General features: G+C 39.9%; 14 protein-coding genes and 1 pseudogene. All 15 read left to right on the top strand.

The features are described from left to right. Positions 1 to 3 precede the first annotated feature (3 nt). The 15 genes and pseudogenes from EO111_RS06900 (at position 4) to EO111_RS06825 (ending at position 15,858) form a co-directional block, all read left to right on the top strand. The gene (locus EO111_RS06900; protein WP_127011107.1) at positions 4 to 834 is read left to right on the top strand and encodes an ABC transporter ATP-binding protein; all 831 of its coding nucleotides are present in this window, start codon (positions 4 to 6) and stop codon (positions 832 to 834) included. Continuing rightward, positions 821 to 1,429, top strand: coding sequence for an ABC transporter ATP-binding protein (locus tag EO111_RS06895; protein ID WP_127011106.1), 609 nt, complete (start codon positions 821 to 823; stop codon positions 1,427 to 1,429). The genes EO111_RS06900 and EO111_RS06895 overlap by 14 nt, the downstream gene beginning before the upstream one ends. A 113-nt stretch (positions 1,430 to 1,542) precedes the next feature. After that, a pseudogene (locus tag EO111_RS06890) lies at positions 1,543 to 2,888 on the top strand (anaerobic C4-dicarboxylate transporter). Between the two features lie 184 nt (positions 2,889 to 3,072). Continuing rightward, a complete protein-coding gene (locus EO111_RS06885; protein WP_127011105.1) occupies positions 3,073 to 4,356 on the top strand; it encodes an APC family permease in 1,284 nt (427 codons plus the stop codon). 390 nt (positions 4,357 to 4,746) lie between these two features. Beyond that, positions 4,747 to 6,012: an N-acetylmuramoyl-L-alanine amidase gene (locus EO111_RS06880; protein ID WP_127011104.1), complete on the top strand. Its 1,266-nt coding sequence runs from the start codon at positions 4,747 to 4,749 to the stop codon at positions 6,010 to 6,012. A 3-nt stretch (positions 6,013 to 6,015) separates the two neighbouring features. Beyond that, positions 6,016 to 6,570 (top strand): GerMN domain-containing protein, encoded by a 555-nt coding sequence (locus EO111_RS06875; RefSeq protein WP_009353602.1) that lies wholly within the window; start codon positions 6,016 to 6,018, stop codon positions 6,568 to 6,570. Positions 6,571 to 6,683: 113 nt separating this feature from the next. Beyond that, positions 6,684 to 8,225: a glycine betaine ABC transporter substrate-binding protein gene (locus tag EO111_RS06870; protein WP_127011103.1), complete on the top strand. Its 1,542-nt coding sequence runs from the start codon at positions 6,684 to 6,686 to the stop codon at positions 8,223 to 8,225. After that, complete coding sequence (locus EO111_RS06865; RefSeq protein WP_127011102.1) at positions 8,226 to 8,954, top strand: ABC transporter ATP-binding protein; 729 nt, start codon at positions 8,226 to 8,228, stop codon at positions 8,952 to 8,954. Between the two features lie 216 nt (positions 8,955 to 9,170). Beyond that, a complete protein-coding gene (gene thiL, locus EO111_RS08360; RefSeq protein ID WP_206168941.1) occupies positions 9,171 to 11,111 on the top strand; it encodes a thiamine-phosphate kinase in 1,941 nt (646 codons plus the stop codon). Beyond that, positions 11,108 to 11,581 carry a tRNA (adenosine(37)-N6)-threonylcarbamoyltransferase complex ATPase subunit type 1 TsaE gene (gene tsaE, locus EO111_RS06850; RefSeq protein WP_062403110.1) on the top strand — a complete coding sequence of 158 codons (474 nt, stop codon included), beginning with the start codon at positions 11,108 to 11,110 and terminating at the stop codon, positions 11,579 to 11,581. The genes thiL and tsaE overlap by 4 nt, the downstream gene beginning before the upstream one ends. Continuing rightward, positions 11,578 to 12,366: a tRNA (adenosine(37)-N6)-threonylcarbamoyltransferase complex dimerization subunit type 1 TsaB gene (tsaB, locus tag EO111_RS06845; protein ID WP_164727619.1), complete on the top strand. Its 789-nt coding sequence runs from the start codon at positions 11,578 to 11,580 to the stop codon at positions 12,364 to 12,366. Before tsaE ends, tsaB begins: the two co-directional genes overlap by 4 nt. After that, positions 12,366 to 12,818, top strand: coding sequence for a ribosomal protein S18-alanine N-acetyltransferase (gene rimI, locus EO111_RS06840; RefSeq protein ID WP_127011100.1), 453 nt, complete (start codon positions 12,366 to 12,368; stop codon positions 12,816 to 12,818). Before tsaB ends, rimI begins: the two co-directional genes overlap by 1 nt. After that, complete coding sequence (tsaD, locus tag EO111_RS06835) at positions 12,815 to 13,855, top strand: tRNA (adenosine(37)-N6)-threonylcarbamoyltransferase complex transferase subunit TsaD (RefSeq protein ID WP_127011099.1); 1,041 nt, start codon at positions 12,815 to 12,817, stop codon at positions 13,853 to 13,855. The genes rimI and tsaD overlap by 4 nt, the downstream gene beginning before the upstream one ends. Beyond that, positions 13,848 to 15,308, top strand: coding sequence for a sensor histidine kinase (locus tag EO111_RS06830; protein WP_164727618.1), 1,461 nt, complete (start codon positions 13,848 to 13,850; stop codon positions 15,306 to 15,308). Before tsaD ends, EO111_RS06830 begins: the two co-directional genes overlap by 8 nt. Then, positions 15,286 to 15,858: an ANTAR domain-containing response regulator gene (locus EO111_RS06825; protein WP_062403101.1), complete on the top strand. Its 573-nt coding sequence runs from the start codon at positions 15,286 to 15,288 to the stop codon at positions 15,856 to 15,858. The genes EO111_RS06830 and EO111_RS06825 overlap by 23 nt, the downstream gene beginning before the upstream one ends. Positions 15,859 to 15,888 lie beyond the last annotated feature (30 nt).

The following is a 15,888-nucleotide window of genomic DNA, read 5'->3' as shown; positions in this document are numbered from 1 at the left end:
CTCATGAAAGAAGAATTATTGCGGGTAGAGAACCTTGCAGTCACTTTTGAAATGTACCAAGGGAAACTTTCAAAACGCCATGTACAGGGGATTAAGGATATATCATTGAGTGTCTACACAGGAGAAATATTAGCCGTAGTCGGTGCCAGCGGGTCAGGAAAAACCTTATTAGCGCACGCTATTATGGGATTATTGCCTTATAACTCTACTGTGGAGGGGAAGATTTTTTATAAAGGAGAACCTTTAACTCCGAAACAGCAAGAACTCTATCGTGGTTCAGAGATGGCTCTAGTACCACAGTCGATCACCTATTTGGATCCGACCATGAAAGTAGGAAAACAAGTTATTGGACTAACAGGAAATGTGGCGGCACAAGAAGCTGTATTTGCTAAATTAGCATTGCGTGAAGGTGTGAGCCGTATGTATCCTTTTGAATTATCTGGCGGTATGGCACGGCGCGTGCTAGTATCGACAGCATTGATTAGTCATGCTCAGTTTATTGTAGCAGACGAACCAACTCCAGGTATGGAAATGAAAGATGCTGTGCAAGCCTTACAGATGTTCCGTGATATGGCGAATGAAGGAAAAAGCTGTATGCTCATCACCCATGACTTAGATTTGGCCATTCATGTGGCAGATCGCGTAGCTGTATTTTATGATGGTCGCTTAATTGATGTGACAAAGGCAAGAAACTTTCAAAGTCCAGAGCTGTTAACACATCCGTATACACAAGCTTTATTTAATGCATTACCACAGAATGAGTTTAGAGACTATTCTAAAGCAGAAGTTGAACAATTTTTGATGACAAAGGAGGGATATGATGTTAGACATTAAAAATCTCACCTTTGGGTATCATGAGGATGAACTTGTACTGAATGATGTGTCTTTACAAATTGAACAAGGTAAGCGTATTGCATTACTGGGGCCTAGTGGATATGGTAAAAGTACATTAGCTAAAATTTTAGCTGGGTATATGCTACAACGAAGTGGTAGTGTCACCTTAGATGGGCAAGATATTCGGGAGATACAAGGATACAATCCGATTCAATTGATTTATCAACATCCTGAAAAAGCCTTAAACCCTAGATGGAAACTCAAAAAGAGTTTAGATGAAGCTTGGGACATTCCAGAGTCCTTATTGGATCGTATGGGCATTGAAAGAGAATGGTTGTCTCGTTGGCCTAATGAATTATCTGGTGGTCAATTACAACGTATCTCTATTTTACGTGCTCTTTCACCACAGACGAAAGTATTGATAGCAGACGAGATTACCGCTAGTTTAGATGCGATTACACAAGCGCAATTATGGTCTGTTATCTTAGAAGAAGTAGATAAGCACAATATGACATTGGTGCTGATTACGCATAATCGTCATTTAGCAAACCGAGTTTGTGAAGAATTAGTGGAAATGAATGTAATTAATAACTAACTTTCATGTAAAATATATCCTATAGAAGTGGTTTTACACTGTTTTTATTACGTCACTTGCCGTATAATGTATACGACAAGTGATTTTTTTATTAGAAAGGATTTAGTAATTTTATGATTATTTTATTCGGATTTATTCTATTGTTAGCTTGTTTAATTGTTGGTGTAAGGCATGGTGGCTTAGGTTTGGCCGCTGTATCTGGTATCGGTCTTGCTATTTACGTATTTGTAATTGGTCTTGTACCCGGTAAACCACCAATTGATGTAATGCTAACGATTATGGCAGTAGTAACGTGTTCTGGTTTCTACAAGCCTCCAAAGGTTTGGATGTCATGCTTGTATACGCAGAAAAATTTCTTCGTAGCAATCCAAAACAGATTACTATTTTAGCGCCGATCACAACATGGTTCTTAACTGTGTTATGCGGAACAGGACACGTAGTGTATACGATGTTCCCAATCATCTATGACATTTCTATCAAAGAAGGTATCCGTCCAGAACGACCAATGGCTGTGGCATCCATAGCTTCTCAAATGGGGATTTGTGCATCTCCAGCATCCGTTGCCGTTGTATCTGTAGTAGCTATGTTAGGGGCAGTCAACTTCCCAGCTAGCGTGGTAACGATTTTATCCATTACAATTCCAGCTACATTTATTGGCGTTATTGTAGCTGGTGTATGGAGTATGCGTCGTGGTAAGGAATTGGCCAATGACCCTGACTTCCAAGCTCGTATTCAAGATCCTGAACAACGTGCCTATATCTATGAAGAGAATAAAGAAGCTAGTGTTGTAAAAGAACTTCCTCGCACAGCATATTGGGCAACCATCATTTTCTTACTAGGTATTTTGGTCATTGCTTTATTCGGTAGTTTCCCTAACCAATTATTGCCATTAGTTCCTAATGCAAAAGGTCTATGGAAACCATTATCCATGACTCCAACAATTCAAATTGCTATGCTTGTGATGGCAGCTTTAATTCTGTTGGTATGTAAAGTAAAAGTTAGCGATGTAACAAGTGGTTCTGTATTCAAATCTGGTATGATTGCTGTTGTGTCGGTATACGGTGTAGCTTGGATGGCAGAAACCTATTTTGGTGCCTATATTCCACAATTCAAAACAACTCTATCGAGTGTGGTAGTAGAGCATCCATGGACCTATGCACTTGTATTATTTATCATTTCTAAATTGGTTAACTCTCAAGCAGCAGCACTCGCTATCGTGGTGCCAATGGGTTTAAGTGTAGGCGTAGATCCATTGATTGTGTTATCCTTCATACCTGCATGTTATGCATACTTTGTATTGCCAACGTATCCATCTGACTTAGCATGTATTGGTTTTGACCGTTCTGGTACAACACGAATTGGTAAATTTGTTATTAATCATAGCTTTATTATTCCAGGTATCATTGGAGTGTTCACTAGCTGTGTAGTAGGTTACTTTATTGCCCATGCTATGTTCTAATGAGATATAGATTGAAGATAGAATATCTAACGGTCAATAGCTATTGGCAATGGTAATCTAGTAATGCTATACTTTTACGAGGGTAACTAAGATGTGTGAGCCTATATAGTTTAGTTATCCTTGCTAGTATATAGCATTTGTTTAGTATTAGTTGAGTAAGCACAAGGGTATAAGGAGAAGTACTATGTCAACTAACAAATTAGGCCTCATGAGTATCATACTCTTAGGGGTGAATGCAATTATTGGTACAGGAATTTTCCTGCTTCCAGGTAAAGCGGCTGCGTTGGTAGGCGTCAACAGTTTATGGGTTATCGTATTCGATGCTCTACTAGTGATGTCTATTGCCTTATGTTTTGCCGAAATGGGTGGTATGTTCAATAAGAACGGCGGTCCATATGTCTATGCAAAGGAAGCATTTGGTAACTTCGTAGGTTTTGAAGTTGGTTTTATGAAATGGGCAATTGCAACAATTGCTTGGTCTGCTATGGCAGTAGGTTTTGCTACTGCTCTTGGTGCGGTATGGGAACCAGCAAGCACAGAAATGGGTAAAAATGTGATTGCCACATTGATTATCGTGGTACTTGGTATCATGAATATCATGGGTGTTAAGATTTCAAAAATTATCAATAATATCGTAACTATAGGTAAATTGTTGCCATTAATTTTCTTCATCCTAGTAGGTATTTTCTATGTGAAAGGTGTTAACTTCCAACCAATGCAATCTGTGCCAGATATGACGCAAGCAAGCTTTGGAGCGGCAGCTTTAATTATTTTCTACGCTTTCACAGGTTTTGAATCTATTGCGGTAGCAGCGGAAGATATGGAAAACCCTGAACGCAATGTGCCAAAAGCAATTATTCTTGTATTAACACTGGTATCTATTGTATATATCTTAATTCAAGCGATTTGTATTGGTATCATGGGTGATTCCCTTGTTACATCTAAAACTCCTGTAGCCGATGCAGCCTTTGTGTTCATGGGACCTTTGGCGAAAGCAATTGTTACAGCAGGTACACTGATTTCTATCGGTGGTATTAACGTAGCATCTTCCTTCTTGGCACCACGTTCTGGGGTAGCTATGGCGGATGATGGACTGATTCCTAAAGTAGTATCCAAACGTAATAAAAAAGATGCTCCTTATGTAGCTATTATTGTCACTGTAGTATTTGCAGTTGTATTATCTTGGACTGGTAGTTTTGAAAAATTAGCAGCTATTTCCGTAGTATCTCGTTTTGCTCAATACTTACCTACATGCTTAGCAGTACTTGTGTTCAGAAGCAAACGCCCAGATATGGATAGAACGTTCCGTGTTCCAATGGGACCAGTGATTCCAGTATTAGCTATTGTAGTTAGTGTTTGGTTGATAACACAATCTTCTTTGGAAAAAGTATTCTGGGGACTTGGTGGCTTAGTAGTAGGTGCTGTATTGTACTACATTATGAATCGTAATGGAAAACAAACAGCTTAGTCGCCTAAAATAATAAGTTCATAAGATATTTGTGGGTTCTTATCATTAGAGGATTATAAGTAGGTTATGAATGATTGAGCGGAAAGCTCTATATAACATGTATATATAAAAGTAAGAAACATAGGTAGGCATGTAATATAGTCAGTTTTGATGGATACATAAAGCCTACTTATGTTTCTTTTTTATTTTCTTTTTATATACTGTATGAAATGCTCAATGTAGTGAATCTTTTCTAGAAATACACAAGCAGATGCTAGTTCTGGATTTTAGATAAAATTGTAAAAAGAATAACTTTCATTACTTTTTCATGTATATAGCTCACAAGTATGGTATAATAAGGATACTGTCTAAAGAAAACTATCCAGTGCAATACAGATTGGAGTGAGATATTTGCGTAAGTTATTTGCCCTATTGGGTATGTTAGTATTGGTGTTACCAGTTTTGTTTGGTGTCACGAAGGCTGCGAATGTGACAGATCTTCATTGGGTGACAAGAAATGATGCACCAATTCCTTTTGTGAGAATGGTCTTTAGTTTATCAAGTCCTGTTCATGCTACGGCTTCTATTAGTGCTAGTGGTACATCGACTACATTAGTGCTAAAAAATGCTACTCTAGCAGGAGCACCTACATCAATTATGATGGATGATGGTATTGCTAAAAGTGCTACACTTTCACAACAAGGACAAGATACGCTAGTAAAAATTGAAACACCAAAAGCTATTGATGTAGAAGATTTAAAAGTATTTACATTAAAAAAAGACACTGTAAATAATAAGCCATACCGTATGGTGGTGGATATTCAGAAAAAAGGGGTGGCTCCACGAGAAAACTACTATGGGAAAAAGCCTGTAGTGGAGGCTAAATCTGCTGTAGCTGCTAAACCAGTGGTAGCTACTACATCTGCAGAGGTAAAACCTGTTGTACCTAAGGAAATACCAAAACCAGTGGCTAAGGTGGAGAAACCTAAGGCAAACTCACCGGCAAAAACAGAATCCAAGGAAGGACCTAAAAAACCAATTGTCTTACCAACAATCCCAGAAAAACCAGTGCCACAATCAGTAAGTTATCGTACATCTGGTGGCATCAAGGGTAAGATTATTGTGTTGGACCCTGGACATGGTGGTAGTGATCCAGGTGCTATTGGACCAACCGGATTACAAGAGAAGCAAGTGACCTTGCCTATATCAGAATATTTAAAATCTATACTGGAAGCGAAAGGTGCTAAAGTTATCTTGACTCGTACTACAGATGTAGATGTGTATGGTCCACATGCGAGTGGTGTTGATGAATTACAAGCTCGTGTGAATGTGGCAAATGCTAATCAAGCTGATGCATTTATCAGTATTCATATTAATTCTTTTTCCAATCCTAATGTAGGTGGGATTGCTACCTACTATTTTGACGGATCTGAGCAGTCGAAAAAACTAGCTTCTTCCGTACAAGGTCAGATTGCTGATCATAGTGGATTTAATGGTGATCGTGGTATTCAACCAGGAAATCTGTATGTATTACGACACTCCTTTATGCCATCTATATTGGTAGAGTTAGGATTTATTTCAAATCCTAAGGAGGAAGGTCATTTAAAAGAATCATCTACACGACAACAATTTGCTAATGAATTAGCAAAAGGGTTGGAAATCTATTTTGGAGGTTAATTCATGAAACAATCATTACGCTATGGCTTAGTGGCTATGATGAGCGTTTGTGTCATTGCTTTGGCGGGGTGTAATTCTCAAGATTTGAAACTAGATCTAGGAAAACAAACAACCGTTCAATCGACTACATCAGAAGATAAAAAAGCGATGGATAAGATGACAAAAATTGTGGTCTATGTACCGCGACAAGATGGGAAAGGCGTAATGCCACAACCGCTTACGATTGATAAAGAGCGTAAAACGGTAAAAGATGCCATAAATTTGATGATTGAGCAAGATGGTCGTGCAGAATATCCAGTCTTTGCAAAAGGCACAAAAGTAGTCGAAACATCAAAACATGATGATACAGTCACAGTGGTTTTGAATGATGACTTTTTACAGGATGCTACAGGTTTAACAGCCACACTTCGCATTGCATCTATCGTCAATACAGCAGTGGAATTTGATGGTGTACATAAGGTGTATGTAAAGGTAAAAGGAGTGACCTTGCCGACTTATGGTAATATTGATTTAACGCGTCCATTGAAACAAATGAAAGATAAAATCGTAAAAGATTAAGTACTATGTTGGGGGACTCTTCATAAAGAGCCTCCAACATTTTTATACCTTAAATTCATGGTAATTTAGTATGAAAAAAGATCTACAAACATATTGTAAAAAGGGAGGATTTGATGATACAAAATTTATTAGAAGAGTTAGGTAAGAACTGGCCATTTTATATGCATTTATTGCTAGAGCATATAGGAATTACTTTTACAGCAGTCATCATTGCCACGATTTTGGGTTTGGCTATAGGAGTGTTCATCACACGGAAGCAAAAATTGGCTAATTCTGTTATATCTGTAGTGAATATTGCTTACACCATACCCTCAATTGCTTTGTTGGGCTTTTTGATTTCTTTTACTGGTGTGGGAAATACGACGGCTATTATTGCTCTTACCATCTATGCGTTGTTACCTATCGTGCGTAGTACCTATGTAGGGATTACCACTATTGATCCAAAGATTATTGAGGCTAGCCGTGCTATGGGTAGTACAGATAGGCAAATTTTATGGAAAATACAGTTACCGCTAGCATTTCCTGTTATCTTCGGAGCTATTATGAATATGGTGACCATGACCATCGCCTTAGCAGGGATTGCTTCCTTTGTAGGGGCAGGGGGTCTAGGAGTTGCTATTTACCGTGGTATAACTACTAACAATGAAATATTGATTTGGATTGGCGGTATTTTAATTGCTCTCTTAGCTTTGGTCATAGACGGCATACTAGGCTTCATTGGTAAACTAGTAGAACAGCACAAAATGCATACGGTAGTGAATAAAAAAATAGGCTATGCATTGGGAGCTATCTTAGTGATTATTTTTGGTGTCCTGGGAATGCAACAGTATAGTAAAAATGATACCATTCACATTGCATCAAAACCTGTATCAGAAGGATACATTTTGGCGGAAATCGTGGGTACTCTCATTGAGGCTGATACTGACTTGAAGGTTAAGTACACCCATGGTGTAGGTGGTGGCACATCTAATATTCATCCTGGCATGGTGCGAGGCGACTTTGATATGTATCCAGAGTATACAGGGACATCTTGGCAAATCGTGTTAAAACATAAGGAAGAGTACAAAAATGACAAGTTCTCCATGTTGACTGGGGAATACAAGGATAAGTATCACTTCTTATGGAAAGGTATGTTTGGCTTTAATGATACCTATAGCATTGGTATTCGTGCAGACTTAGCAAAGGAATATGGTATCCGCACATTTACTGATTTGGCGAAGTATGCAGGACAGCTAACATTTGGTGCAGAATATGATTTTTTTGAACGTGAAGATGGTTATAAAGCGTTAGCTAAAGCCTATAACTATCACTTCAAAAAAGAAGTAGATATGGACAATGGATTAAAATATCAAGCCTTGTTTGATAAGAAAATTGATGCGATGACTGTGTTTACTACAGATGGTCAACTGTCTGATCCACGGGTTGTAGTATTAGAGGACGATCGAAACTTTTACCCAAGTTACATGGCAGGCATGGTTGTACATGAGGAAACGTTGCAGAAACATCCTGAGCTAGAAAAGGTATTACATCGTTTGGATGGTATCTTAGATGAAAGTACTATGGCACAGCTGAATAAAAGGGTAGAAATTGATAAGGAAGACCCGAAACAAGTGGCAAAGGAATTTTTGCAATCTAAAGGATTGGTGGTGAAATAGATGAATCAAATTATAAAATATAAAAATATTGGAAAATCCTATCAAGGCAAATGGGTGGTGAGAGATTGCAATTTAACAATCAATGAAGGTGACTTTCTTTGTATTGTAGGTACATCTGGGTCAGGGAAAACGACACTCTTAAAAATGATTAATGGATTGATAGTACCCGACGAGGGAGATATTACTATTTTTGGAACTCGTGTTATTGATCAGGATATTATTTCTTTGCGGAGAAAGATTGGCTATGCTATTCAAGGGGATGGACTGTTCCCCCATATGACAGTAGCAGAGAATATTGGGTATGTGCCTAGACTAGAGGGTGTATCGAAAGAAGAGGTAGATGCTATTGTAGAACGCATGCTTTCATTAGTGGGCTTACCACTAGATAGTAAGGAAAAGTATCCTAAAGAATTATCTGGAGGTCAACAACAACGGGTTGGTATCGCTAGAGCCTATGCGAACTCGCCGAAGATATTGCTCATGGATGAACCATTTGGAGCGGTGGATTCCATTACGAGGTATCAACTACAAGAAGACTTGAAACATATTCATAAGCAAACGGACTGTACTATTGTGTTTATCACCCATGACATGCACGAAGCTTTCAAGCTAGGCACACATATCCTTGTCATGCACGAAGGTAAGATACAACAATATGGAACAACGGAGGAAGTAAAGAATCATCCGAGTAATGACTATGTGAAACAGCTAGTGGAGATGACGCGGTAGGGATATACAAATATACGGAAACATACTAAAAGGGAATCCTTATAGGGGTTCCTTTTATTTTTGTTATCCTTTGGTCCCTAGTATGGTACAATAAGAACAACGTGTATAGAAAAGTGATATACAGATCTTATAGTTCAATTGCAATAGTATATCGTTATTATCTGTAACGGCATAGATACGTTAGTTTGTTATTACACAATGAAACGAGGTGGTACGATGCATAAGGATCCTTTTGAGGAATATATCCGTCAAGGTGAAGCTAGTCAATATGAAAAAGCTCAAGCCTGGAAGACAGCTATTGGTTTACAAGCTGTCGATGGGTTGACGCCGTCTGCCTATTTAGTAGACTTAGCAAAGAAGAATATTGAAGGGCAGATGTCGCTACAGGTTCTTCATACATTGTTGGAAAATTATTATGAACCCTATCCGAATCAAGAAGATAGAACGGCAGAGGCGGATATAGTATCACTTCGTATGTTGGAGTTGCTCTTAGAGAAAGCTTTCAGTTTTACGCCGAATGAGTACCTATCGATTCATAGACAATTGTTTACAGATATCTATGCCCATGCGGGCAGTATACGAGATTACAATATTACAAAAAAGGAATGGATTCTCGATGGTGATACGGTGACCTATGGTAGCGTGTCTGAACTAGGGGCGACCTTACTCTATGACATAGAGCAAGAAAAAAATTTTTCCTATGCCAATTTGGATATGTCAGAGACGATTCGTCATTTGGCTACTTTTGTTGCCAGATTGTGGCAGATTCATGTATTTGGTGAAGGAAATACGAGAACGACTGCTGTGTTTTTTATCAAATATCTCCGAACCCTAGGCTTTACCGTGATGAATGATATGTTCGCTGACCATGTGTGGTACTTTAGAAATGCTTTGGTACGAGCCAATTATCAAAATTTGAAACTAGGCGTGTATAGAACAACAGAATATTTAGAACGTTTCTTGCAGAATTTGTTGTTAGACGAAAGCCATTTGCTATCGAATCGTTGTATGCATATTTATAGTACTAACGGGAATATACAGGAAGAAAGCATACAATATAATGACAATGGGTATACTATCAGCAGGGATGCTATATCAGATTATGATGCTACTTCGGAGAGTGAAACTGTGGAGGACATGCGCTGTCACATGGAAAATAGTACTACTGTACCTGAGGGTAGGGTATCGTCGCTTGACGAATTTGCTCTCATCGACAAATTAACCCAACACAGTATCTATAATCCTACGTACGTAAAGGTCGGTGTTGGTGATGACTGTGCTGTCTATGATACGCCTTGCGATGTGGATCAACTGGTTAGTACGGACATGATGGTAGAAGGCATCCACTTTAGTGAAAGCACCACAGCCTCTTTTGATGTAGGGTATCGATTAGGGGCAGCAAACATTAGCGACATAGCAGCGATGGGTGGCACCCCACGGCATATGGTGGTGTCTATTGCAGTGCCTAAGGGGCGACATACGTCCTATGTAGAAGAAGTGTATCAAGGATTGCATGACATATGTGCAGAGTATAGAGTCAATATCATCGGCGGCGATACGGTGTCGACCGAGGGACCTTTTGTGATTTCTGCCACAGTGTTTGGAGATGTTCCAACAAATCAATCTGTCCTACGCAGTGGAGCTCAAGATGGTGATGCAGTGTTCATCACGAATTATCTGGGTTTATCTTATGTGGGTCTTCACAGTTTGTTAGAGGGCAGCGAGGACTATCCGGTGAGCAGGTCTGTCCATCAACGGCCCATTCCTCATGTGGAATGTGGTATAATAGCAAGAGACTTAGGTGCCACGTCTATGAACGACATCAGTGACGGCTTATCCAGCGAGCTTAATGAGATTGCTAACGCATCGCAGGTGACTATTTTCATTGATGAAAGTGCGTTGCCCATCCATCCAGAGGTTCAGGCCTATTGTGAAAGTCATCAGATGAGTCCTTATCTTCCTATGTGGACAGGGGGCGAAGATTTTCAGCTAGTGGGAACTATTCCAGCTGATAAAGCAGAGGCATTGCCGGCTGAGACTTTCACCATCATTGGGTATGTCAAAGCAGGCAATGCACAGGTATTAGTAGACCGTGATGGACAATGGATGAGAGTGGAACCTAAAGGATATAATCATTTGGATAAAGGAATACTATGAATACCATACAATATACAACACACTCCGTAGAGGAAACGTTGGCTCTAGGTTATAGCCTAGGGAATTTTATGAAAGACTATGAAAGTCCTATATGTATTGCCCTAGATGGCACGCTAGGGGCAGGGAAAACGCATTTTTCCCAAGGGATTGCAAAGGGCTTTGGAGTTACAGAAGAAGTGACAAGTCCTACATTCGCCTTGATGAACACCTATGAAGTAGATGGTTCTAACTTATACCATTTCGATTTGTATCGAATGGACTTGGTAGAAGAACTGGAAACCATCGGCTTTTACGAATATACAGAGGAAACGAAGTCCGTTGTGGAATGGGCTAGTAAGTTTGTCGATGAATTACCAGATACGACAGTGTGGATTGAGATTTCTGTCGGTAATGATGGATCTCGTCAGTTTACAGTTCGTACGGACTTACTTTCAGAGGAAACATTACAATGCATAGGAGAGAACCTATGATTTTAGGAATTGAAACGAGTAGCGCCATTGCTAGCGTAGCGGTAGGAAATGACAAAGAAATACGAAGCGAACTCATTGTACAAGCAGGGCTTACTCATTCTGAGCAATTGGTGCCACATATTGAAGCGGTGCTGACAACGGGGAAAGTAAAGAAATCTGACATTACCGGCATTGCCGTAACCATTGGGCCTGGTTCCTTTACAGGCTTGCGCATTGGCTTAGGCACGGCAAAGGCTTTGGCTTATGCTTGGAATGTACCCGTAGTAGGCGTGCTCACCACCGATGTGTTAGCCCAAAGTTTTATGTATTCTAACTATCGGGTATGCACTGTCATTGATGCACAAAAGAAACAGGTCTATGGCCGTCAGTATGAGTGGAATGGCGCGGACATAATTGCTTTAGATACAATAGAAGTACATCAAGTAACTGAATTGTTAGAGAAACTAGTACAGCTATCTGGAGATACTCCAGTGGTCATCGTAGGGGATGGTCTGAAGCGATTGGAAAAAGAATATGCCATAGGTGTAGAAGCAGGTCGTATTGACCCTATTAGACTTGTTATTGGTCATGAATCGAAGCAACGCCCACGGGCATCTCATGTTATTCAAGTGGCATTACCACAATTCGTGAGTGGTACGATTCCTGATGCGCAGTCCATTGAGCCATTCTATATTCGTAAATCGGAAGCGGAAGTGGTGTGGGATGAGAAAAACAAAGACATCCTAGCCACTGGTACCTACGTGGAACCTACGGTAGTAGTCCGTGAAGCAGCAGGTGAACGATAATGGTCACATTACGAGAAGCCTTACGAAGTGATATTGAAGGTATCTACCAAATAGAGAGGGCCTGTTTTTCAACACCTTGGTCAAAGGAAGCCTTATTAGATGATTTAGAAGTAGAAGATAAGCTGTACCTTGTGGCAGAAGCAGAAGATGACAAGATTATTGGTTATGCAGGATCTTGGTTAGTCTTGGATGAAGGGCAGATTACGAATATTGCCATACATCCTGAACATCGTCGTGCAGGTTATGGATCTAAAATGACTCGTAAGTTAACGCAAATGCTCCGTAAACAAGGCATGAAGCATATTTTTTTAGAAGTGCGTGTCTCCAATATTGCAGCTCAAGCGATGTATCGTAGACTTGGCTTTACAGCGGTAGGAGTACGCAAACAATTTTATTCAGATCCAGTAGAAGATGGGCTGATTATGGCGAAAGAAATGGAGGAACTGGCATGAGTATCTACACACTAGCTATTGAAACTAGTTGTGATGAAACATCGGCAGCAGTGTTGCAAGATGGCAGAACGGTCGTTTCTAATGTAATTTCCAGTCAAGTACCCATACATAGAAAGTTTGGCGGTGTCGTTCCAGAAGTGGCGTCTCGACATCATATAGAACAGATTATGCCAGTCATTGACCAAGCTTTGGCAGATGCGAATGTAACATTAGATGATATGGACCATATCGGTGTCACTTATGGGCCTGGTTTAGTTGGGGCTTTGTTGGTAGGTGTGTCAGCGGCGAAGGCTCTATCCTTTGCAAAAGATATTCCCTTGATTGGCGTTCATCATATGGAAGGTCACATCTTTGCAAATTTCTTGTTACACCCTGATTTAGAGCCTCCCTTCTTGTGCTTAGTGGTATCTGGGGGGCACACTATGATTGTTCATGTGACAGATTATGAAAGCTTTCAGGTATTAGGACAAACACGTGATGATGCGGCAGGTGAAGCCTTCGATAAAATCGCTCGCGTATTAGGCTATCCTTACCCAGGAGGGCCACATATTGATGCATTGGCAAAAGAGGGCAATCCAGGTGCCATCGATTTCCCACGGCCTTTATTAGAAACAGGAAACTTCGACTTTAGCTTTAGTGGTTTAAAATCTGCGGTGCTTAACTATATCAATGGAAAACAACAAAAAGGTGAATCCATCTGTCATGAAGATGTAGCAGCCTCCTTTCAAAAGGCCATTACGGACGTATTGGTAGAAAAAATGAAAGAAGCGGCTCATACATTAGGAGAAACGAAGATCGCTCTAGCTGGTGGCGTGTCGGCTAACAGTGGATTGCAGCGAGATTTACAAGCCATGTGTGAAGCAGAAGGCTTGACGTACCTCACAGCAGGATCTATGTTGGCTACAGATAATGCAGCTATGATTGGTTGCCGAGCCTATTATATGGCACAAGCTGGTAAATTCAGTAACTACACTTTGAATGCAAAACCGTCCATTCCATTGGGCAGTGATTTGTGGAAAGGAAACCAACATGATTAGTTGGAAAGACAGCCTAGACAAAGAAACAGATTTATATCCTACACAACAGGCTTTATTATTGCAGTTCTCTGAACGATTAAGCTTTGGTAAAGCTATCAGTGAGCAAGGGGTGTCCCTCTTAGTGCAAGCTAAGGACGGACACCTTTTACTTAGTGGAGCGTTGGATAGTCGTCATACGGGGACAGTACAGAAATTAGACATACCCCTAGAGCATCCGATTCAACAGATATTAGATACAGGAAAACCTTTTGCAGGCCTATTGGAGTGGGAAGAAGAAACAGATAGTGGGATTACAGTAGAAACCTATCACTCTTATATCTATCCTATTGTAGATAATGGAGGCAAATGTATTGGTGCTTGTGCCTTTACTAATCCTGTGTCTGAAGTGTATTCTAATCGTTATGATGAATTTATGTCCATGGTATCACAGACTACGTTTCAAGGAATGTTAGTACCACAATTACAACAACCTGAGTTATATGATGGGATTTCCGTATTAGATGGAATTATTTTCTTTGAACAGGATGGAACTATTTTATATGCGAACCGTGCTGCGAAAAAATTAGGGGATATATTTGGTATCGACAGACGCATACAGGGTACATCAATCTATAGCAGCACATTGAAAGTAGGTCGTATTAAAAAGGCTTTAGAAGATAGACTAGGTACGATTGACGAAGAATTATATGGTGATATTGCCTTGCGACAAGTGATGATTCCCGTTGTTCTTGGAGTTAGATGGAAACGTGGTATTTTGGTGTTACAAGATAAGACGGAGCTTCGAAAACGGGATCAACAGTTACTAGTAAAAAATTCTGTCATTAAAGAAGTGCATCATCGAGTGAAAAATAATTTGCAATCTGTAGCGGGTTTATTGCGCATGCAAAGTAGAAGAAGTACTTCCGAAGATGTAAAACAAGCCTTACAAAACAGTATTCATCGGATTGAAAGTATGGCTCTTGTCCATGAAATCGTGTCTAATTTTGATGAAGACTATGTGGCGTTGCGCAGTATTATAGAAGAACTGTGGCGCTTGTTGCGACAAGGGTTAGGGTCTTCTGAGCAACGCATAGACATGGAATATATTGGAGAAGACATTATTATGTCATCTCACAAGGCCAGCTATGTGTCCTTGGTAATGAATGAACTCTTTTCCAATCTTTTTAAACATGCTTTCAAAGACAGAATAGAAGGTCAAGTACAGGTAGAGGTACGAGACGTAAGAGACGTTGGACATCATGACATGCTACACATTAGTATCCATGACTCAGGCTGTGGTTTGCCAGACGATTTTGAAAGTACTAGAAAGAGCCATTTAGGATTACAGATTATAGAGAATTTAGTGCGAAATGAATTGGATGGAAGAATTTCTTGGACATCTAAAGGAACAGGGACTATGGTAGATATTTGGATTTATAAAGGAGAAGAGTATGCGCGTCTTAGTAGTCGATGATGAGTCGCTCATTCGCATGGACTTGCGAGATATATTAGAAAGCCAAGGTCATACCGTTGTAGGGGAAGGTTGTAATGGTGTAGAGGCTATTCAACTATGTCAAACAGTACAACCAGATATAGTATTGATGGATGTGAAGATGCCTGAATTAGATGGCATAGAAGCGGCTCGACAAATTCGCCATCAACGATTGGCTCCAGTGGTACTATTAACAGCGTACAGCCAAGATGATTTAATCCAAAAGGCATCTCAATCTGGAGTGTATGGTTATTTAATAAAACCTCTACGAGAATCGGACTTGGGTCCAGCTCTACAGATGGCTATGGGTCGTTTTCAAGAAGAAGAAAACTTGCTAGAACAGGTCAAAGGATTGGAAAGTTCCCTAGAAGAACGAAAATATGTGGCGAAAGCGACGGGCATATTGATGAGTTTACATGGATTTTCTGAGGAAAAAGCGTACGAGAAAATACGAGCTTTCAGTATGGATAAACGCATTAGCCTCGTGGAAACTTGCAAAAAGATTATCGCAGCTCATGAAGCAAAATCATAAAAAAATTATGGCTGCTATGAAGTAAAGTTT

This window comes from Veillonella sp. CHU594 (genome assembly GCF_003992265.1).
Taxonomy (GTDB): domain Bacteria; phylum Bacillota; class Negativicutes; order Veillonellales; family Veillonellaceae; genus F0422.
This window is presented reverse-complemented; position numbering and strand designations above follow the sequence as displayed.